The 19,141-nt window shown below is 61.9% G+C and carries 23 protein-coding genes and 1 pseudogene; 14 read left to right on the top strand and 10 right to left on the bottom strand.

All coding sequences use genetic code 11. The annotated features are described in order from the left end of the window. Positions 1-86 precede the first annotated feature (86 nt). Entirely contained in the window at positions 87-677 is a 591-nt protein-coding gene (locus QA637_RS09140) for a YqaA family protein (RefSeq protein WP_153439210.1), read from the top strand. 257 nt (positions 678-934) lie between these two features. On the opposite strand, the gene QA637_RS09135 is transcribed toward QA637_RS09140, so the two are convergent. Further along, positions 935-1,834 (bottom strand): LysR family transcriptional regulator ArgP, encoded by a 900-nt coding sequence (locus QA637_RS09135; RefSeq protein WP_153439208.1) that lies wholly within the window; start codon positions 1,832-1,834, stop codon positions 935-937. A 104-nt stretch (positions 1,835-1,938) separates the two neighbouring features. On the opposite strand from QA637_RS09135, the gene QA637_RS09130 reads away from it, so the two are divergent. Next, on the top strand, positions 1,939-2,547 hold the full coding sequence (locus tag QA637_RS09130; protein ID WP_153439233.1) for a LysE/ArgO family amino acid transporter: 609 nt from the start codon (positions 1,939-1,941) through the stop codon (positions 2,545-2,547). A 134-nt stretch (positions 2,548-2,681) separates the two neighbouring features. Then, entirely contained in the window at positions 2,682-3,062 is a 381-nt protein-coding gene (locus QA637_RS09125) for a hypothetical protein (RefSeq protein ID WP_184109053.1), read from the top strand. Positions 3,063-3,338: 276 nt separating this feature from the next. On the opposite strand, the gene QA637_RS09120 is transcribed toward QA637_RS09125, so the two are convergent. The 4 genes from QA637_RS09120 to QA637_RS09105 form a co-directional block, all read right to left on the bottom strand. Beyond that, positions 3,339-3,755: a DUF1801 domain-containing protein gene (locus QA637_RS09120; protein WP_153439206.1), complete on the bottom strand. Its 417-nt coding sequence runs from the start codon at positions 3,753-3,755 to the stop codon at positions 3,339-3,341. A gap of 41 nt (positions 3,756-3,796) precedes the next feature. Continuing rightward, positions 3,797-4,186 carry an ester cyclase gene (locus tag QA637_RS09115; protein WP_283064802.1) on the bottom strand — a complete coding sequence of 130 codons (390 nt, stop codon included), beginning with the start codon at positions 4,184-4,186 and terminating at the stop codon, positions 3,797-3,799. A gap of 19 nt (positions 4,187-4,205) precedes the next feature. Continuing rightward, on the bottom strand, positions 4,206-4,673 hold the full coding sequence (locus tag QA637_RS09110) for a DUF1801 domain-containing protein (RefSeq protein ID WP_283064936.1): 468 nt from the start codon (positions 4,671-4,673) through the stop codon (positions 4,206-4,208). Positions 4,674-5,288: 615 nt separating this feature from the next. Then, a complete protein-coding gene (locus QA637_RS09105) occupies positions 5,289-5,819 on the bottom strand; it encodes an Lrp/AsnC family transcriptional regulator (RefSeq protein WP_153439200.1) in 531 nt (176 codons plus the stop codon). A gap of 48 nt (positions 5,820-5,867) precedes the next feature. Between QA637_RS09105 and QA637_RS09100 the strand changes: the two genes are divergently transcribed. The 4 genes from QA637_RS09100 (at position 5,868) to QA637_RS09085 (ending at position 9,836) form a co-directional block, all read left to right on the top strand. Continuing rightward, positions 5,868-7,088: an MFS transporter gene (locus tag QA637_RS09100; RefSeq protein ID WP_153439198.1), complete on the top strand. Its 1,221-nt coding sequence runs from the start codon at positions 5,868-5,870 to the stop codon at positions 7,086-7,088. A 133-nt stretch (positions 7,089-7,221) separates the two neighbouring features. Beyond that, complete coding sequence (locus QA637_RS09095) at positions 7,222-8,547, top strand: MFS transporter (protein ID WP_153439196.1); 1,326 nt, start codon at positions 7,222-7,224, stop codon at positions 8,545-8,547. A gap of 154 nt (positions 8,548-8,701) precedes the next feature. Next, complete coding sequence (locus tag QA637_RS09090; RefSeq protein WP_153439194.1) at positions 8,702-9,313, top strand: class I SAM-dependent methyltransferase; 612 nt, start codon at positions 8,702-8,704, stop codon at positions 9,311-9,313. A 193-nt stretch (positions 9,314-9,506) separates the two neighbouring features. Then, positions 9,507-9,836 (top strand): hypothetical protein, encoded by a 330-nt coding sequence (locus QA637_RS09085; protein WP_153439192.1) that lies wholly within the window; start codon positions 9,507-9,509, stop codon positions 9,834-9,836. A gap of 54 nt (positions 9,837-9,890) precedes the next feature. Here QA637_RS09085 and QA637_RS09080 read toward each other — a convergent pair whose 3' ends face one another. From QA637_RS09080 to QA637_RS09065, 4 genes are all read right to left on the bottom strand, one after another. Next, positions 9,891-10,037, bottom strand: coding sequence for a GDCCVxC domain-containing (seleno)protein (locus QA637_RS09080; RefSeq protein ID WP_428843129.1), 147 nt, complete (start codon positions 10,035-10,037; stop codon positions 9,891-9,893). A gap of 175 nt (positions 10,038-10,212) precedes the next feature. After that, positions 10,213-10,653 (bottom strand): DUF411 domain-containing protein, encoded by a 441-nt coding sequence (locus QA637_RS09075; RefSeq protein ID WP_153439188.1) that lies wholly within the window; start codon positions 10,651-10,653, stop codon positions 10,213-10,215. Between the two features lie 191 nt (positions 10,654-10,844). Next, a complete protein-coding gene (locus QA637_RS09070) occupies positions 10,845-11,120 on the bottom strand; it encodes a hypothetical protein (RefSeq protein WP_234886860.1) in 276 nt (91 codons plus the stop codon). Between the two features lie 387 nt (positions 11,121-11,507). After that, positions 11,508-11,918: a cupin domain-containing protein gene (locus QA637_RS09065; RefSeq protein WP_153439186.1), complete on the bottom strand. Its 411-nt coding sequence runs from the start codon at positions 11,916-11,918 to the stop codon at positions 11,508-11,510. 284 nt (positions 11,919-12,202) lie between these two features. Between QA637_RS09065 and QA637_RS09060 the strand changes: the two are divergent. The 5 genes and pseudogenes from QA637_RS09060 to QA637_RS09040 all read left to right on the top strand — a co-directional run. Further along, positions 12,203-12,385, top strand: a pseudogene (locus tag QA637_RS09060) (Crp/Fnr family transcriptional regulator); the annotation flags it as partial. Further along, positions 12,378-13,604, top strand: coding sequence for a chromate efflux transporter (gene chrA, locus QA637_RS09055; protein ID WP_153439184.1), 1,227 nt, complete (start codon positions 12,378-12,380; stop codon positions 13,602-13,604). The pseudogene QA637_RS09060 and the gene chrA, both read left to right, overlap by 8 nt. A gap of 186 nt (positions 13,605-13,790) precedes the next feature. Continuing rightward, the gene (locus tag QA637_RS09050; protein ID WP_153439182.1) at positions 13,791-14,444 is read left to right on the top strand and encodes a hypothetical protein; all 654 of its coding nucleotides are present in this window, start codon (positions 13,791-13,793) and stop codon (positions 14,442-14,444) included. Between the two features lie 89 nt (positions 14,445-14,533). Further along, positions 14,534-15,781 (top strand): MFS transporter, encoded by a 1,248-nt coding sequence (locus QA637_RS09045; RefSeq protein ID WP_283064797.1) that lies wholly within the window; start codon positions 14,534-14,536, stop codon positions 15,779-15,781. Between the two features lie 246 nt (positions 15,782-16,027). Next, positions 16,028-16,486 carry a hypothetical protein gene (locus QA637_RS09040; RefSeq protein ID WP_283064795.1) on the top strand — a complete coding sequence of 153 codons (459 nt, stop codon included), beginning with the start codon at positions 16,028-16,030 and terminating at the stop codon, positions 16,484-16,486. A gap of 115 nt (positions 16,487-16,601) precedes the next feature. Here QA637_RS09040 and QA637_RS09035 read toward each other — a convergent pair whose 3' ends face one another. Beyond that, positions 16,602-17,303 carry a winged helix-turn-helix transcriptional regulator gene (locus QA637_RS09035; protein WP_153437482.1) on the bottom strand — a complete coding sequence of 234 codons (702 nt, stop codon included), beginning with the start codon at positions 17,301-17,303 and terminating at the stop codon, positions 16,602-16,604. A gap of 272 nt (positions 17,304-17,575) precedes the next feature. On the opposite strand from QA637_RS09035, the gene QA637_RS09030 reads away from it, so the two are divergent. Further along, the gene (locus tag QA637_RS09030) at positions 17,576-18,241 is read left to right on the top strand and encodes a DUF1326 domain-containing protein (protein WP_153437483.1); all 666 of its coding nucleotides are present in this window, start codon (positions 17,576-17,578) and stop codon (positions 18,239-18,241) included. Between the two features lie 24 nt (positions 18,242-18,265). Further along, on the top strand, positions 18,266-19,096 hold the full coding sequence (locus QA637_RS09025; protein ID WP_153437484.1) for a DUF2182 domain-containing protein: 831 nt from the start codon (positions 18,266-18,268) through the stop codon (positions 19,094-19,096). Positions 19,097-19,141 lie beyond the last annotated feature (45 nt).

Raw genomic sequence — 19,141 nt, 5'->3', positions numbered from 1 at the left:
CTCCGCCCGATGAAAGGTCACGCGCGCAATCCCGGCCGGCGTGAACACGCCGCGGACGGGATTTGCTGCAGTTGAAAGGTGGCTCCATGCTCCGATCCTTATACGACTGGACGATGTCTCTTGCCGGGAAGGGCTCATCGGAAAGATGGCTCGCCGCCATTGCTTTTGTCGAAAGCTCCATCTTTCTCGTGCCAGCCGACGTTCTTTTTGTGCCCATGGCCCTGGCAAGGCGGGACCGGGTTTGGCGCTACGCGCTTATCGCCTCAGTCGCGTCCGTGCTCGGCGGTATCGCCGGCTGGCTTATCGGATATTACGCATTCGAGACAGTCGCCCGGCCGATACTGGAGTTTTACGGGAAGCTCGACACTTTCGATCACCTGAGCCAGTCCGTTGACTTCTCGACGATCGTACTGCTCCTGATTACCTCGGGCTTTGCGCACCTGCCGCCGATCAAGGTCGTGACCATTCTGTCTGGGGTTGCTCACGTGAACATCTGGTTGTTCGCCATTTCCGCCGCGCTCGCACGCGGGTCGCGGTTCATGCTTCTAGCCTGGCTTTTGCAGCGCTACGGCGAGTCGGTACGCGATTTCGTAGAGCGGCGGCTGACACAGCTCGCGACCGCTGCCTGCATGGCGGCTTTCTTCGCTTTCGTTGCCTATCGCTACATCGTTCATTAGAGCGCCGTGCGTTCAAATGAACGCATAAAGGACGCTCTAGCGCATCGGCCCGAAAATCGGACCCGATTTTCGGAAAGCACGATGCGTGGAATCAAAGAGTTACAGCGTCCTTTGTGCGTCCTAAAGGACGCACGGTGCTGTAGCGCTTTGATTCTAGAAGAAAAGGCGCCGGCCTAAGCGGCGAAAGTGGGTGTCGCCGTCGCGGCAGCCCTTTACAGCGCCGCGCGTCGAATGCGGCATTGGCGGCCATTGAAGCTTCACCCGAGAAGTCGCGCCTTCGCCGTTGCAGCCACTTCGTGCGTCAGGTCTACCAGCCGGTCGGCGGCGAGGCGGCTGATCTGCCAGAAAAGCGGCACGTCCAGCGGAGTGTGGGGGATGAGCTCGACGAGCCGCCCGGAAGCCAGGTGCTCTCCGGCGAGGAGGGCAGGGTTCATGCACCAGCCCATGCCGGAGAGGCTCGCATCGAGAAAGCTCTGCGTCGATGGCAGCCAATGGGTGGGGTAGGCAAGATCCTGGCCAAAGGCCTGACGAATCCAGCGACTTTGCAGCCTGTCTTTCTGATTGAAGGTCAGCGCGGGCGCGCGGCCGATCGCCTCTGTCGTGACACCATCGGCGAAGTATTTCGCCACAAATTCGGGACTTGCCGTTGCATGATAGCGCAGTGCTCCGAGGGAGGTGCGCCGGCAGCCCGGGATCGGCTTCTCTACGCTGGTGACAGCCGCGAGCACGCGGCCGCGCTGCAGCCATTCGGCCGTATGCTCTTCGTCGTCGATTGCAACATTCAGAAGATACCGGGATCGCTTGGAAAAATTCGAGATGGCCGGCAGGAACCATGTTCCAAGGCTGTCGGCGCTGGTCGCGATGTAAAGCGTCACTTGCTCGCGCGGCTTGTCAGGATCGGCAAGCGCCGGAAGAAGCTCCATCAACTCGCCTTCGAGCATGCCGACATTTTCCATGTGCCGGCAGAGCCATGCCCCCTTCTCGGTTGCCGTGCACGGATTTCCCCGGACGATCAAGACCACGCCGAGGCGCTCTTCCAACTGCTTCACCCGCTGGGAGACGGCCGACGGCGTGACGTTCAACGCGGCAGCTGCCTTTTCGAAGCTGCCGGTCTGGACGACGGTCGCCACTGCGTGAAGCGCAGGGTAATCGAGCATGGCATTAGCTCTACTTAATTGAGTTTATCTCATTTAATTATCCTAAGTCCCGGACGTCCGCTAGAGAAATGCCGACTCTTTCGTTTGCGGAGCATTTCGTCAGCATGGACCTTCCGATCTATATGACTGGCCTGATGATGGGCTTGAGCCTGATCGTCGCAATCGGTGCGCAAAACGCCTTCATCCTGCGCCAGGGATTGCGGCGCGAGCACGTGTTCGCCGTGTGCCTCACATGCGGCGTCTCCGATGCCATCCTGATCCTCTTGGGCGTCACCAGCCTCGGGCAAATTGCGGCCATGCTGCCCTGGCTTGACCCCGCAATGCGATTTGGGGGAGCGGCCTTTCTCATCTGGTACGGCGCAAAAAGCCTACATTCTGCAGTTCGATCTTCCGGAGCCCTGACGGTTGAAGAAGAAGTCTCTTCCAGGTTCTGGCCGACCTTTGCGACCTGCCTCGCGCTCACCTGGCTCAATCCGCATGTCTACCTGGATACAGTCGTGCTTCTCGGCACCATTGCGACACGCTTTCCCGGGCAGGAAATGCTGTTTGCTGCCGGCGCCATGTCGGCTTCCTTCCTGTTTTTCTTCGCGCTTGGCTACGGTGCCAAGTGGCTGCGCCCGGTTTTCTCTCGGCCCTCGGCATGGCGGGTGCTGGATCTCGCGATCGCCGCCGTCATGTGGACGATCGCCTACAGGCTGTTGAGCGGGATGTAATCCCGTTCAGGTGCGCCGCTGTTTTCGGCGCGTCTATGGTCCATTTGGAAGTTTTGAGAACTATTTGGGAGCGCTTAATTACGAAGCGGTTCGTAGCCTGCAGAATTCAACCTCCAAAGCATATGGAGGTTGCCATGAACGATACTCTGACCCTTGCGAAAGCCCGGTATCAGGCGGCGCTGCCGGCAACGCCTGCGGGACTGGCGGAAGTGTCGCGACGGCACCACAGCCTTCCGGCCCTGCGAGGCACGAGACATGAGACCGAGGCGGAGATCGCCAAACCCTTGGCTGAACACACCGCAGCCAACGGTCTCTTTCGGCTTCTCGGCACCTTGGCCACGCATTGGAGAACCTGGCGAGGTAGCCGGGCAATTCGGGCAGAGATCGACGATTTGAGCGACGGACAGGTGCGTGATCTGGGTGTCTGCCGCGTTGCGCGGAGGGCGCGGTGGCTCGACGGCGCGGATACGCGACTTCCGATGGATTATTTTTACCGGATCCATCCGGACGTCTGACGGCAAGGGCTAGGGGGACGTGGATGTCGAGCCTCGCCGGATTATGCCGTTCTGCAGGAGCGTATCCGCAAGGCCATTGACGACCGCGAGCTCGGACCGGAAGCCGACGCTGCCGGGCTCGCATCCGTGGCCTCGGCCATCATGCATTCGCTCGCTATTCGAGCGCGCGCCGGCGAGCCGAGAGATGCGCTCGACAGGCTCAGCAACGCGGCGGTCGACCTGATCTGCGGGAAGAACGACCGGACTAGATGCGGGCTGCGCCTTCGCGCAGACAGATCAGGCGCTCTTCGGTTTCTTCTGCGAACGGACAGCTTTGGCAGACGTGTTCAGCGCCACCGCGGCGCGGATGAGCAACTTCAGCGCCTCTTCATCGATCGTTTCGCCCTCGCGGATATCGATCGCACGCCGGGTGTTGCCTTCGAGGCTGGAGTTGAAGAGGCTGGCGGGGTCCTCGAGCGAAGCGCCCTTGGCGAAGGTCAGCTTCACGACCTGCTTGTAGGTCTCGCCGGTGCAGATGATTCCGGCATGCGACCACACCGGAACGCCTCGCCACTTCCACTCCTCGACGACTTCGGGGTCGGCCTCCCGGATGAGCGACCGGACCCGGGCGAGCGTTTCGCCCCGCCAATCGCCGAGCTCTTCGATTCTGGCATCGATCAGCCGAGAGGGAGAGTCTTCTGCTTTTCCGTCCATCGGTCGCCTTTCTTCGTGGTTGTTGAAGCTTATTTCTGGAACTACTCCAGCTGAGACTCAATGGCCGCCTTGTCGATGATAGACCAGACCGTTTCGATCCGGCCGTCCACAAATTCGTAGAAGACATTTTCGGCAAACTGGACTTTTCGGCCGTTGACGGCGAGGCCGAACAGCATGCCTCTTGGGGTGCAATCGAAACGTAAGCGGCTCGCAATGCGGGGCGGCTCTGAAACCAGCAGTTCTACGTCGAAATAGAGATCGGGAATCGCGGCGAAATCGTCTTCGAGCATGCTGCGATATCCTGACAGTCCGATCCGCTTGCCGTTGTAGTGAACGTCCTCGTGAACGAAGGCCCCCAGATTCGGCCAATCATGGCTATTCAGGCACTGAATGTAGCCTCGATAGAGGTCGGAAAGTTCGGCTCTTGTCATGACCGCGGCTCACTCCCGCTCACATTCGTTCGCCGGGTATTTCGCTCGCCTGCTTGAACCAGGCGGCGAGCTGGGCCTCGTCGAGCTGATCGTTCTCGTGGATGTGGAAATGGCGCGCGTGCTCCATCTTGGACGCGACGGGGGGAGGCTGGTTCAGCGAGGCGCCGCGGAAGAAGGTCAGCTTGATGTACTTTGTGAAGCAATGAATGCCGAGGAACCAGCTCTGGCCGTCCATTCCGTAGAGCGGCGAGTTCCACTTGACCGCCTTCTGTACGTCGGGGACGGTGCGCACGATGAGCGCGTCGAGCCGGCGCCCGACGTCGCTCTTCCAGCCCGGCATGGCCGCGATATAGGCCTGCACGGGCGCGTCGCCGTAGCCCTTGGCGATCTGTGGATTGCCGCCCGAAAGCAGGGTCGGCTCCGTGGCCGCCGCCGGATACTCCTTCGCCGCAGCATTTTCGGATTTGCTGGCTGATGACCTGGCGATCGACTTCCGGGGTCCGGCGGGCTTCTCGCCTTCGCTGACTTGATGGACGTCTTGTCTGGCATGCGCTCGCTCCACTGCTGCATGGTTCCTCAGTCGGAATCGACCTTTGCGCGTCTCAAAAGACGCGGGTCGCAGTAACGGACGGCGCCAAGGATACGTTGATTTCCGGTGATGTCGACCCGCTGGGCAGTCCCGCCGTGCGGCGTTATCGAGCACCAGACCAGCTCAGGGCCGTCGGCGGGGAGTTACGGCGCGGCGCGGCAAGGGGATGCTCTGTATTGGCAGACGTGATAAGCGATCGGTCAACCTGACCGGTCAACCTGATACCCAGGGAACAACAAGCATCCCGCGAGTGTTGCTAGACCAATATAAAAGACCCTGGTAAGCACACATGCGTTTGATCTTGATAGTTATAGTTCTTTCCGTCATCAGCATACTGGCCTTCAAATACGCCGATAGGTCATTGGGCAATGCACCAATCGCCGCCACGGCGGAGGAACTCTCCGAACATTAGCGGGACGAGGGAAGGGCGCGCGGTTTTTCCGCCCGCACCGCGCCCGGCGCAGAGCGGGTTTTGACATACTCGGGCCCGGATCGGAAAGCCGGGCGGCCGGATTATTCCTGGCCTTTCACCAGTGTCGGCCATTCGCTCGTGGTGCCCGGCTGCACCGGCCGCTCCAGATAGGTCGAAAGCACGACATAGCTGCGTGTTGCCTTCACGCCGGGCGTGTCGTAGAGGCGCGCCAGCAGTCCTTCGAGCGCATGGGTGCTTTCGGTGCGAACCTTGAGCAGCATGCAGGTGTCGCCCGCGACCGAGTGGATCTCCTCGACTTCAGGATGCTGCTCGATCGCAAGCAGCGCCGGCGTCTTGCCCCAGCCGGTCGTGTCGACATGGACAAAGGCGAGCAGGGTCTTGCCCAGCGCCTCGGGGTCGACCAGAGCCGCGACGCGGCGGATTACGCCCGAGCGCCTGAGGCGTTTCACGCGCTCGTGCGCGGCCGGCGGCGAAAGGCCGACGCGTTCGCCGAGTTCGGCGTAGCTCGTGGTGGCGTCCTCGACCAGAACGCCTAACAGCTTTCGGTCCATCGCGTCGAGTTCACGGTCGGCGGGGCGCTTCCGCCGAATGTCATCTGTATTTTGGTCCATTCCGAAATTGCCTCTTGTTGCCGAATATCGTTCTGCGATTATGCGGGAATGGCGAACATCAATCAATCCATTCCAAACCTGTCCGCGGAGAGGGCGCGTATCCCGCCCTTCGCCTTCGTGCTGACCACCTGCATTGGCGTCATCGGCTCCAACTCGCTGGCGCTCGGTCCGATTGCGCCGGAAGTGGCGCGGAGCCTCGGTGCGGACGTTCCCGCCGTGATGACGGCCTCTGGCGCCTTCGGTCTCGGCACGGCGGCGAGCGCCATTTTCCTTGGCCGCCTCATCGACCGTCATGGCCCGCGCCGCATGCTGGCGGCGGCGCTGATCCTGCTTGCCGTCGGCCTTGGCGGCAGCGCGGCCGCGCCGACGCTGCCGCTGCTGGTCGCTTTCCAACTCATCGTCGGCATCGCCGCAGGCATCGCGCTTCCCTCGATCTATACGCTGGCCTCGATCATCGCGCCCGCCGGGCGCGAGAGCGAGACGATCGGCCTGGTGCTGACCGGCTGGACGCTGAGCATGGTGGCCGGTGTGCCGCTCTCGGCCGCCATCGCCGATTTCGCCGGGTGGCGCACGGTTTATGTCGTCGTCGCGACCGCGACCGTTCTCGCCTGCGCCGCCGTCCGGCTCGCCGCGGTCACGAGGGTTGCGGTCACCGGGGATTCTGAGGGCAGGCATGTCGGCGAGGGCAGGGCTACATCGCCGCTCGCGGCGCTTGGCGTTTGCGGCGTCGCGCCGCTTCTTTCCGCCTGCGCGGCGTTCATGGCGGCCTTCTATGGCGTCTACGGCTATATTGGCGACCATCTCCATGCCGCACTCGGCCTGCCTGTCAGTGCCAACGGCCTCGTCGCGGTCTCCTACGGGTTCGGCTTCGGCGGCGCGGCCTTTCTCGACCGGCTGATCGATCGCTTCGGTGCAGGCAGGTTGCTGCCGCTCATTTTTCTCGCCGTCGCCGGCGTCTATGTTGCGATGGTGGCGGCGAGCGGCTCCTACATCGCGATCCTGGCGGTGGTGTTTCTCTGGGGGCTCGTCAACCACTTCGGGCTCAACGTGCTCATCATGCGACTGACCGCGCTCGATCCCGCAAAACGCGGCGCCATCATGGGGCTCAACAGCGGCGTCACCTATCTAGCCCTCTTCGCCGGTACGATCGGCTTCGGCGCGGCCTATTCCGCAAACGGCTTCTTCATGCTGCCACTGGCGGCAGCCGGGCTGATGCTCACGGCCGCTTTGTTCGCGGCACGGGCGCCACAAAGTAAAATTCCGCAATAGCAATCCGGTGACGTCGGAGAGCCGCTTGCCGGAGAAGAGGCGGTTTTGATCGGCTGTTTTCGTGTTTCGGCTGTTTTCGTGCTAAAGTGCCATAAAAATTTGGGGGCCATGTGTAGAAACGGGAGGAAGAAACATGGCTATCCAGGTCCCGACGGATTTCCGGCGCGTGATTGTTGCCGCGTCGGTCGGAAACATCATCGAATGGTATGACTTCTATATTTTCGGGAGCCTGGCCGCAGTGCTGTCGGTCAAGTTCTTCGAACCATCGCATCCGGTCGCAGCGCTCCTGAGCACGATTGCGCTGTTTACTGCAGGCTTCCTGATCCGTCCGCTGGGGGCGTTTCTCTTCGGCTGGATGGGTGACAGGGTCGGCCGCAAATACACGTTCCTGATTACGCTGAGCGGCATGGGCCTCGGCACTGGAGCGATCGGCCTGATCCCGACCTATGATGCGATCGGGCTTACCGCCGCGTTCCTGCTCTTCGGCCTCAGGATGATCCAGGGCCTGTGCCTCGGCGGCGAGTATGGCGGCGCCATCACCTATGTGGCCGAGCATGTGCCGGATGAACGCCGCGGCTACTATACCGGCTGGCTCCAGACTTCTCCGACGCTCGGGATCGTCGTGTCGCTGGCCGTGGTCATCGCCACGCGCACCTACTTCGGCAATGAAGTCTTCGAGGCGTGGGCATGGCGCGTGCCGTTCCTGCTGTCGTTCCTTCTGGTTGCGATTGCCATCTACATAAGGCTCCAGCTCCAGGAAACGCCGATCTTCGCGGAGATCAAGGCCAAGGGACAGATGACCCGGAATCCCTGGAAGGAAGCGTTCCTGAGCGCCAACGCCAAATATGTGGGGATTGCCACCATCGTGCTGATCGGGCAGGGAGTGGTCTGGTACAGCGGCCAGTTCTGGGCCCTGTACTTCCTGCAGCAGGTTTCCAAGGTGGACCCGCTGAGTTCGTCCTACATCGTCGGCGCAGCGCTGCTCCTTGCAACGCCGAGCCTGATCCTCTTCGGGTGGCTCTCTGACATCGTCGGCCGCAAGCCCGTGATCCTCGGAGGTATGTTACTCGCCGCGATCACCTATTACCCGCTGTATCTGTGGCTCGGAACAGTGACGCAGCCGGACAACATCAACTTCCCGATCGCGATCTTCATCATCTTCATCCTCGTCTGCTACGTCGGGATGGTCTATGGGCCGGTCGGGGCATTCCTGGCGGAATATTTCCCCGGGAGGATCCGCTACACGTCGGTGTCGGTGCCCTATCACATCGGCAACGGCTGGGGCGGCGGGCTGGTGCCCTTCATCACCTCGGCAGCGTTCGCGGCCACAGGCAGCATCGGCTATGCGCTGCTCTACCCGATCGTCGTTCCCGCCATCTGCTTCGTGCTCGCCGTGTTCCTGATGCCCGAGACGCGTCAGGTCAGCATATGGCAGCCGGCTGAGCCAACGGCTGGGTGAAGTCGACTACATGCGATGATGCCAGCGTCGTGCGTCTGAACACGCGCGGCGCGGGTGCGGGCGTGAACTGCCGGGGGCGCACCCTTTGCAAATTTTCCGCCTCTGCAACAGAATGTAATCCTGCGCCACGGATGCAGCAGCCAGGGAGGACATGATGGGCATCTACCGTGACGTCGTCCTGCCGAAACTCTGCGATCTGTCCATGCGCAACGAGCGCCTGCTTCCCTATCGCGAGCGGGTGATCGGCGCGGCGGAGGGGCGCGTGCTTGAGATCGGCTGCGGATCCGGCCTCAATCTGCCGCACTACCGCCCGGTGGTCCGCGAAATTCTGGCGCTCGAGCCTTCCCCTGGTCTCGTGGCCATGGCACGTCGCGTGCCGCATTCCGCCATACCCGTCAACTTCATCGAAGCCTCCGCCGAGGCGATTCCGCTCGATGACGGGAGCGTCGACACGGTGGTGACCACGTGGACCCTGTGCACCATTCCCGAGGCGGCCGAGGCACTTTCGGAAATGCGCCGCGTGCTCAAGCCCGGGGGCAGGCTGCTGTTCGTCGAGCACGGGCTTTCACCCGACCGCGGCGTGCGCTGGTGCCAGGATTGCCTCAACCCGATTTGGCGGCGCATCAGCGGCGGCTGCAATCTCAACCGTCCAATCCGGTCGCTGATAGAGGAGGGCGGGTTTCGGGTCGACCGGGTCGAGACCGGCTATATGCGCGGGCCGAAGCCGATGACCTTCATGTACGAAGGCAGCGCCCGGCCGAAGTAACTGGATATCCCGGCCGTGAATCCTTGCCAGGGCAACATGCACAGTGCCGGGAGCCAGACGAACAAGCTCGGCCATAAACTATTTACCTATCGACTGAACCTCGCAGCAACATCTCTCCGCTAATAGTGGCTCTTCATAGGTGGGCTTGGGCGCTGAGATGCAGATATCAATTTATATACTGCTGGGTATTGCCATGATTATTGCCAAGGGACGGCAGGTGCACAGGCTGCTTCGCAGCCGTAGCTACAGCTGGAAAAGCGCCGGCTTCATTTTCCTCGCCTGGTCGGCAATGACCCTGCCATTCATTGTTTCGGCCTGTGACGAGGTTGCCTGCGAATGGAGCCCGAACGTCGGCTGGTGGGCCGATTTGCTCCATCAGCTATCGCCCTTCGACAGCCTTGGTGCCGGCACGACGGTCACGGTGGTGTTGATCACCTATATGGTGCTGACGATCTACTTTCTCGGCCACTGCCTTGGTTGGATGCTTTATGGAACCAAGAGGCTTCTTCGGTTCGCGGTGTAGTCGTCGCGAGGCTCAGCCGGCGCCATTTGCCGGAACGGCTGCTGGGACTGGAAACTATTCGCAGCATTGAAGTTGCTGCTGTACCGGCGGGCACTTCACCGAACCATACGAGCAGAACACGCAGCAATCTCCTGGGCGGGGACGCAGCAGCGTCTTGCAGTTGGCGCACTCGTAATAGAACTGGCAGGCATCGGTCGGCATTGTCTCCTGCCGGGTGAAACCGCAATGCGGGCAGGTTAGCACGGATTCATGTACGACAGTCTTCATGCAGTAGACCTTCCTTCAGGTTACGCAATTCACTCTCGCAGAGGGGCGGAAGGCGACGCCGGTCGCCGTTCCGCCTTCGATGTGTCGTCCGTTGCAAATCAGTTCATGGTCATTCGGTCGCGTAGACCTCCGGTGCCTTGCCATCCTTGGGCACGGTGTAGATCACGAATTTTTCAGTCTTTGTGCCGCTCATGCCGGGCGAGCCCATCGGCATTCCCGGGAGCGTGATGCCGGCGATCGGGGGTTTTTCCTTGAGGAGCTTGCGCACGACGTTGATCGGTACGTGGCCGTCGATGACATAGCCGTCAATGAAGGTGGTGTGGCACCCCTGCATGTCTTCCGGTACGCCGGCCTTGTGGCTGATCGCGGCGAGTTCTTCGGTTTCCTTGACATCAACCTTGAAGCCGTTGTCGCGCAGATAGGCGACATAGCCCTCGCAGCAGCCACATTCCGGACTTTTATAGAGCGTTGCCTGCTGCGACTGGGCGAGCGCCGGCGTGGCGAAGGCGATGAGAGCCGCGAGGCTCGTGAGGCGGATCATGCGTCTCATTTCAATTCTCCATGGGTAAATCTGCGTGAGTTCCGTTTGTTTCAGGCGACGCGCAGCATCCTGCCGCCGGGACTGCCGGGGACTTCGACGACATGGGGCCGTGGATGTGTGTTCTCATCTCGAAGTCCGCTTCGGCACGAAAAATGTACGCGTTCGCTCGTCCGGCCCGTCGCGGTAGCGACAGCCGGAGATCAACCGATGTCGGTGGTTCGTGGCGGGGCGGGATCGGGCGGCGGCGTCTGGCCGTCGAGGGCCAGATCGGGAGCGACGACCGAAATCGGCGTCTCGCCGTCCGGCACGACTGCCGCAAGAGGGAGCGGCGCAATGATCGGGGCGGCACAGACATTGCCGCAGGCCATGGCCTTCATACCGCTATCGTCCGGCTGGTCCGGGCAACCCTGGCAGTCGCCATTCTCCACCATGTCGGACATGATCATGTTGGACATCGTCGCCATTCTAGCGGCCATGCTGCTCGCCTCGGCGAAAGACGCGCCCATACCCACGGCGAGGAAGACCGCGAGGAGAAAGGTGGCGATTTGTCTTGGTGCATGCCGTCGTGCCAAAAGCACTCTGCGCTTCCAGGCGGCATGCAGCCGTCGGATCAAACACTGCTGCATGGCAGCAGAACAATTGCGCCGATTTCCGTGAAACACAAGGCGCGGCGCCCGCTCTGCAACGGCTCGGCCTGTCAATATTGCGTGACGAAAGCGCACACCGGCTTCAGTGCGATTTGGGCACCCTCACGGATGGCCATGAAAAGGCGCCGCCTTGAGCACGAGGCGCTCTTCTTCCAAAAATCGAGCCGCCCTGGGGCTGCTGAACAGAACTCCCAGAGTCGGCGGTGAGGAAGCCGATCAATCGTCGGGGATCGTCAGTTCAGTTTCGTCCGTGTCGACGACGAAGACTGCCAGAATTTTGGCGTCTTTGGTATCGCTGGCATTGGCGCTGACCTGATGGTGGTCGCCAGGAGATTCAACCCAGTTTTCGCCGGTGTTGTAGATCTTGACCTCGCCGCCATTGACCTGGCTCTTGATGCGCCCCTCGATCACCGTTGCATAGATGAAGGCGCTCTTGGCATGCGTGTGCGACGGGTTGTGTCCGCCGGGCCCGTATTCCACCAGGACGCCCCGCATGCTCTTGCCGGGAACATGGGGCAGCTTCTGATCGAATACCGTCGTGATCTTGGCATTGTACGGCTCGTCGGCGAGTGCAGGTGCGGCGGTAATCAGTGCGAAGGAAAAGGCAGCAGCAATGGGCCTGAACATCAGATGTCTCCTCTATGTATGGGCTCCTGCTGCGATCTAATCGATGAATAGGCGGTTCAAGACTAGGTATACGTTGGTTTGCGGCCCGGGTTTGGGGAAGGGACGCAGCGGGGCTACCTGCTATGGGCCGCATCGTCTACGGTTGATGTCTGGCTCCTTCAGGATCTGCGCCATCTGCAGATGGGCTGCAAGGTGGACGTAACGGAGGTTCGCCCGGCTCGCCTCGATCCGGCGAAGCAATCGCGCTCTCGCGGAATGCCATGTCCAACGCGGCTTCGCCGGCGAGCGTCAGCGCCCGGCTCGACGCATGGATGACATGGAGCGATGGCACGTTGCCGGCCAAAGGCGACCGGAGGGCGCTGGCGGAAGAGATTGGCGTATCGCCGGAGGCGCTGTATCGGGAAATTTTGAGGCGGCGCTCGCAAGACCGGCGGGCATTTGGAACGGGAACGATGATCGATGGATGACAGGGCAATCGAGGCGACCGGAGGCGCGGATCACCGCAGGGGGAGCGCCGGCGAGGTCTTTGCGGCGTTCCTGAAGCTCGGCTTGACCTCCTTCGGCGGTCCGATCGCGCATCTCGGCTATTTTCGCGACGAGCTTGTCGTCCGCCGGCGCTGGATCGACGAGAAGGGTTATGCGGATCTCGTGGCGCTCTGCCAGTTTCTGCCCGGTCCAGCCTCGAGCCAGGCCGGTTTCGCGCTTGGGCTCCTGCGTGGAGGGCCGTTGGGTGCGGCGGCCGCCTGGGCCGCCTTCACGCTGCCATCGGCGATCCTGCTCGTGCTCTTTGCCTTCGGGGCGGCGTCGTTCGGCGGACCGATCGCGTCGGGCATCATCCACGGCCTGAAGGTCGTTGCCGTCGCAATCGTCGCCCAGGCAGTGTGGGGCATGGCGAGGAACCTCTGCCCGGACCGGGAACGCGCAAGCATTGCGCTTGCCGCGGTGCTGATCGTCGTCATCGTTTCCGGCGGGATTGGCCAGCTGGCGGCGATCGTGGCCGGCGGGCTCGCCGGACTGTGGCTCTGCCGGACGAAGGGCGAGGCGATTTCCGGGCATGTCAGCTTCCCAGTGTCGCACGCCACGGGTTGGATGGCGCTCGTCCTGCTCTTCTGCCTGCTCTTCGGCCTGCCGGTCGCGGTCGCGGCCACCTCGTCGCAGGGGCTCGCGGTCTTTGATTCGTTCTATCGCGCCGGATCGCTCGTCTTCGGGGGAGGGCACGTCGTGCTGCCGCTCCTTCAGGTGGAGGTCGTGCAGCCCCGCTGGGTCACGGCCGACCAGTTCCTTGCGGGATACGGCGCGGCACAGGCGGTGCCGGGGCCGCTCTTCACCTTCGCCGCCTATCTCGGCACGGTGCTCGGCCCCGAACCTAATGGCCTGCTTGGTGCCATCATCGCGCTTGTTGCCGTCTTCCTGCCGGGCTTTCTGCTCTTGATCGGCACCATTCCATTCTGGGATTCGTTTCGCGCAAGGCCCACGGCGCAGGCGTTGATGCGCGGTGCAAACGCTGCGGTGGTGGGCGTTCTCGGGGCGGCGCTCTACCAGCCGGTCTGGACCAGCGCGATCATCGGTCCGCACGAATTCGCGCTCGCGCTGACCTGCTTCGTACTTCTCATGGCCTGGAAATGTCCACCCTGGATCGTGGTCGTCGTGGCGGCGATCGGTGGCGTGCTGATCGGCCTCGCCTGAGAGCTCGTCTTTCGCGGCCATGCGAGCAGTTGCCGACCTGTGACGAGGAATGCGGGGAGGGAGATGCGTTACTGTACCGCAACCGACGGGGCGGCATTACACTGCTGCCGTGCACCGTGGCGTCGGATGAGACGCGCGGCGCTGTAGCCGAGCAACGCCACGAGCAATCGTCCGGAGGAGACCGCCATGGCAGAGGCGAATGAAGGCGAGGACCAGGTCCTGCAGATCATGACGACGGAGCACTTCGTGCTTCAAACCGCGCGGTCGGGCACCATCCAGGAAGCGAACCAGCGCGCGAACCTGTTCCTCACCTCGGTTTCGAGCGCGACGATCGCGCTTGCTTTCGTCGCGCAGGTCACGCAGATGGGTATGCCGTTCGTGCTGTTCAGCCTGATCCTGCTTCCTTGCCTTTATTTCATCGGCCTTGTCACTTTCGTGCGTGCCGTGCAGGTCGCGATCGAGGACATGGTGCATGCGCGCGGCATGGCGCGAATACGGCACTACTACGTCGAAAGCGCGCCGGTCATGCGGCGCTTTCTCATTCATGCCATTCACGACGATCGCTCGGCCGTGCTTGTCCACAAGGGTCTCAAGTCGTCGCCATGGCAATTCTTCGTGACGACGGCGGGAATGGTGAGCACCATCAATGGCGCGATCGCCGGCGTTTTCGCGGGCGTTGTCGCGCAATCGGCGCTCAGCCTGCCGGTCCTGCTCAGCGTGTGCGCCGGGCTTCTGGTTTTCGCTGTGAGCATCCTGCTGCTGCGGCGCTATCATCTGAATGCCTGGGCGGCGGCCGAAGAAAGTTTGACGGTCCTTTTCCCCGACGCCCCGGGCGAATGACGTTCAAGAACAGGAACATGCGGCAATTCAAGTGCTACAGCGTTCTTTGCGCGCCTGATCAGACGCGCGTGCTGTAGCGGAGCGTGACCATGGCCACGAAGAACGGCGCGACGACTACGCCCGGTATCCAGCTCGGCCTTGCCGAGAATTGGCCGCAGTTTGCGCTGCTCGTTCTGATCAACGCCTTTGTCGGCGGCATGGTCGGGATCGAGCGCACCGTCGTGCCGCTGATCGGGGCGGAAGAGTTCCATATCGCTTCGACGACGCTCGTCGTCTCCTTCATCGTCAGCTTCGGGATGGTGAAGGCGTTGGCCAACCTCGTCTCCGGCCAATTGGCGGATCACTGGGGGCGCAAGCGCGTGCTTGTGCTTGGATGGCTTTTCGGCCTGCCGGTCCCGTTCATGATCATTGCTGCGCCGAGCTGGAGCTGGATCATCGCGGCCAATGCGCTGCTCGGCATCAACCAGGGACTTGCCTGGTCGATGACCGTGATCATGAAGGTCGATCTGGTGGGGCCGAGGTCACGCGGGCTCGCGGTGGGGCTGAACGAGTTCGCGGGCTATCTCGCAGTCGGGGTGACGGCATTCGTCACGGGTTACCTCGCTTCGGAATATGGGCTGCGGCCGGCGCCGATCTATCTCGGCATCGGCTACGCGGTGCTCGGGGCGCTGCTTTCGATCCTCGCTGTTCGCGACACGCGCGATCACGTGCGGCTCGAGGCCTCGTCACGCCCGGAACAGCCGCCCTCAATCGGCTTCCGCGAAGTTTTCACGCTGACCTCTTTCCGGGACCGCAATCTTTTCGCTGCCTCGCAGGCCGGCCTCGTCAACAACCTCAACGACGGCATGAGCTGGGGCATCTTCCCGCTGTTCTTCGCCTCCTTCGGCCTCGGCGTCGAACGGATCGGCATTCTCAAGGCGATCTACCCGGCGACCTGGGGCATCCTCCAGATCGCGACCGGTCCCTTGAGCGACCGCTGGGGGCGCAAGGGGCTGATCGTCTGCGGCATGTGGGTGCAGGCCGCCGGACTGTTCCTGACGGCGCTGACCCGGCAATTCGAATGGTGGCTGGTCGCGAGCCTCCTCATCGGCCTCGGCACCGCCATGGTCTATCCGAGCCTGATCGTCGCCGTCTCCGATGCCGCGCATCCCGCCTGGCGTGCCCGCGCGCTCAGCGTCTACCGCTTCTGGCGCGACCTCGGCTACGCGATCGGGGCGCTCATGGCGGGGCTGATCGCGGACCGTTTCGGCCTTGGCGCGGCGATCGCATCGGTCGCCGCCCTCACATTCCTCTCCGGCGTCGTCGTTGCCGCGCTGATGCGGGAGGGCTCGCCGTAGCTGTTCTGAGTATCTGCGGGGCAGGCGACCGACTCGCCCATGGCGGTCATGACCGGAGCCTGGAGAGCGTAGCCGGTCGCCGCTGGAATTGGGTGGCCAGACCCGAGGAAGACGATGAGCACTGCCTCGTCCTCTCCCGACGCCGGAGCATGCCCGAGAGACGCGAAAGCGCTGACGGCTGTCTTGCGCCAAATGCGAACATCCATTAGCCCTGTTATCAACCGTACGGTTGACTAGGAGCGCGTCATGGATGTCTTCGAGCGCGAGCAGGCTTTTTCGGATAAGTTTGACTGCAGCTTCCCATATCGAAACCTCGGCGAGGCGGCCGCTCTCATTGAAGAAGCGCGATCGATTTCTGCCAACGCCGCATTTTGCGTCCTGTACCAGATCGCGTGTCCGCCATCCTCTGCAGAGATATCGAGGGAAACTCAACAAGAGTTGCTAACCATGTGGGTCGACAGTGCGGCGTCCCCCCTTGCAGCTTCGATTGTCATTTTTGCCCGCCACGTGTTCAACGGGGGTGTTGTAACAACAGAAGAAGCATTAGCCCTAATGCACCAGGTAGCAGCGGCTGATGGACAGTATGCTGCGCTGGCAGTGGTTTCTCATCTCGCTTACGAAGGGCTTGAAGGAGATGAGTTCGACATGATCGACATCCTAGAGCAGCAAATTCGGACGCAATGGCATGAGGCTCCCGCAGCGTAGGTCAAGCTCTTGACAATGACCGCTTCGGGGGCCAAGCCGAAGTTCGTGCAAGCGCCGCTGTTGTCGGCATTGCGCCATGCCCTGAGTCGCCACAACGATGAGCCCTGCCACACCGCTATGCAGAAACCAGCTTCTTTTCCGCCGCGAAAGGGCTCAGGCCAAGCCAGGTCTGCATCTGGCTCGCCACCTGACGATCGCCCGTGAGCACAAGCTTTCCATCGCCCATCGCCTGACGGACCGTCGTCAGTCCCATCCAGATCGCAGTCATGGTACGCAGGTCGGTGGTGACGTAGAGGTCGATATCGAAGCCGGGATCGACTGCGCAGAGATCCACCCCGGCGCCGGGCTCGACGAGAAGCCACCACCGCCGGCGAGCGGCAGGCAGTTCAGGATAGAGGAACTGAATCACGCAGCGCCGCGGCGGCAACGTCGTGGGATCGAGATTGCGGTGTATGTCCCACATCAATAGCGACGGATCGAGATGTTGCAGCGACACATCGGCCTCGAACCAGCGCTGGCCCCATATGCCCATCGTCTCGACCACCGGCTTCAAGTCCCGTCCGGCAGACGTCAGGTGATACTCAAGAATTCCCGGCTCGGTCTGCGAAGCAACGCGACGGACGATACCGGCGTCCTCGAGATCGCGCAGCCGCTTGATCAGGAGGGCCGGGGACATGCGCGGCACGCCTCGGCGCAGATCGTTGAAGCGCGTCGAGCCGGCCATCAGCTCACGCAGGAGCAGCATCGTCCAGCGTGTGCACAGCACCTCGGCAGCCAGGGCCACCGGACAGAACTGTCCATAGCTTGCCTGTGTCATGGTGAACCTCCTCCCCAAAGCGCGCCGCATTCGACTGGAGCCATGCGACGCAGTCTAGGTCTTTGTTTTAATGCATGTTTTTATCCTTAGATCGACTACGATCCAGAGAAACATGCAGTCGGTTCACCATACGCTACGGCAGGTGGGCTGTCCTGGCTAGTTCAGATTCTAAACCGGGGCGCTTCAGTTCCTGAACTAGAGCGCGCGACCTCTCTTGTGCGATCTCCGTAATCGTTGCGCCAACGTCGGCGCAAGGATGGGAGGATCCGGGAATGGGAGACCAATGGGTATTCAAGAGCGAAACCTACGATAACTGCAATTGCGCCATGAATTGCGGCTGCCAGTTCAATTTGCCAAGTACACATGGCTATTGCCAGTCCGCCTACACCGGCAACATCGTTGAAGGCCACTTCAACGACACGCCGCTAGCGGGCCTGACCTGGGCGGCGCTCTACAAGTGGCCCGGTGAAATCAAGGACGGAAACGGCCGGCGTCAGATCATCATCGACGAGCGTGCGGACAAGGCCCAACGGATCGCGCTTGAAACGATTATCTCGGGCGGGGCCTGCCCGCCCTTGAGCAATCTCTTCGCAGTCTTCGCCAGCACCTGTTCCGATTTTTGCGAAACGTTGTTCCTGCCGATCGATCTCAAGGCGGACTTCGATGCCCGAACCGCGAAGGTCAGGATCCCGGGCGTCTTGACGAGCAGCGCCAGCCCGAAAATCAACGAGTTCACGGGCGAGCCGTTCCACATCGCGCTGGCACGGCCGAGCGGCAGCTTCGAGTTCACCTACGCGGAACTCGGGCTCGGCACGACCACGGTCACCGGTGATATGGAAATGGCGTTCGAAGATTCATGGGCCGATTTTTGCGTTCACCACTTCAATCAGGATGGCCTGGTCCGGGAAAGATCAAGGCTCACGGCATGGCTCGGATAGTATCGAGCCAAAGGGCATAAAGAGATGTCGATCGATGCCGCCGTCGAGAGCGCGTTCAAGCGCGACAGGATTGTTGTCCTCACTGCACTTTCCACCGTCGTTGTGATCGCGTGGACATATGTTCTGGCCGGGGCGGGCATGGGTGTGTCAGCCCTCGGGACGATCTGCGTCACCCCGGGCAGAGCAGGCATGCCGATGATGACGCCCGCCGTCTGGGACATGAGCCACGCCGCGCTGATGTTCATCATGTGGTGGGTGATGATGGCCGCCATGATGCTCCCCTCGACGGCACCCGCGGTGCTTCTGTTCGGGGCGATGAGCCGCCGGCAAAAGGAAAAGGGCAATCCCTTTGTCCCAACCTCGCTCTTTGCCTCAGCCTACCTGATTGCCTGGGCGGGCTTCAGCGTTGTGGCAGTCGGTTTGCAGTGGGGCCTGGAGCGTTCGGCGCTATTGTCGCCGATGCTGGATAGTGCAAGCGCGACGCTCGACGGCACGCTGTTGCTGGCAGCGGGTATTTACCAACTGACCCCGCTCAAGCGAGCTTGCCTGCGCCAGTGTCGCTCTCCGCTGCATTTCATCCTCACCCATTGGCGCGGGGGAACGACCGGAGCGTTCCGCATGGGAATCGAGCAAGGTGCTTATTGCGTCGCCTGCTGCTGGTTCCTGATGGGGCTCCTGTTCTTCGGCGGCGTCATGAATCTCTTCTGGATGGTGGGTCTCATGACATTCGTTGTGCTGGAAAAGGTCCTTCCGATGGGCTCTCGGCTCGGCAAGCTTATCGGCGTAGCACTAATCGTATGGGGCGCGGCCGTGCTGGTGGGGGAGACGCCGCTTCGCTTCCTGGAGTTGGTGTGAGCTTGCCCTTGAGACGAAAGACAAGCTCAAGTGTTTCGAAACTTC

Source organism: Sinorhizobium terangae (genome assembly GCF_029714365.1).
GTDB classification, from domain to species: Bacteria; Pseudomonadota; Alphaproteobacteria; order Rhizobiales; family Rhizobiaceae; genus Sinorhizobium; species Sinorhizobium terangae.
The sequence above is the reverse complement of the archived record's forward strand: the minus strand, read 5'-3'. Positions and strand labels throughout refer to the sequence as shown.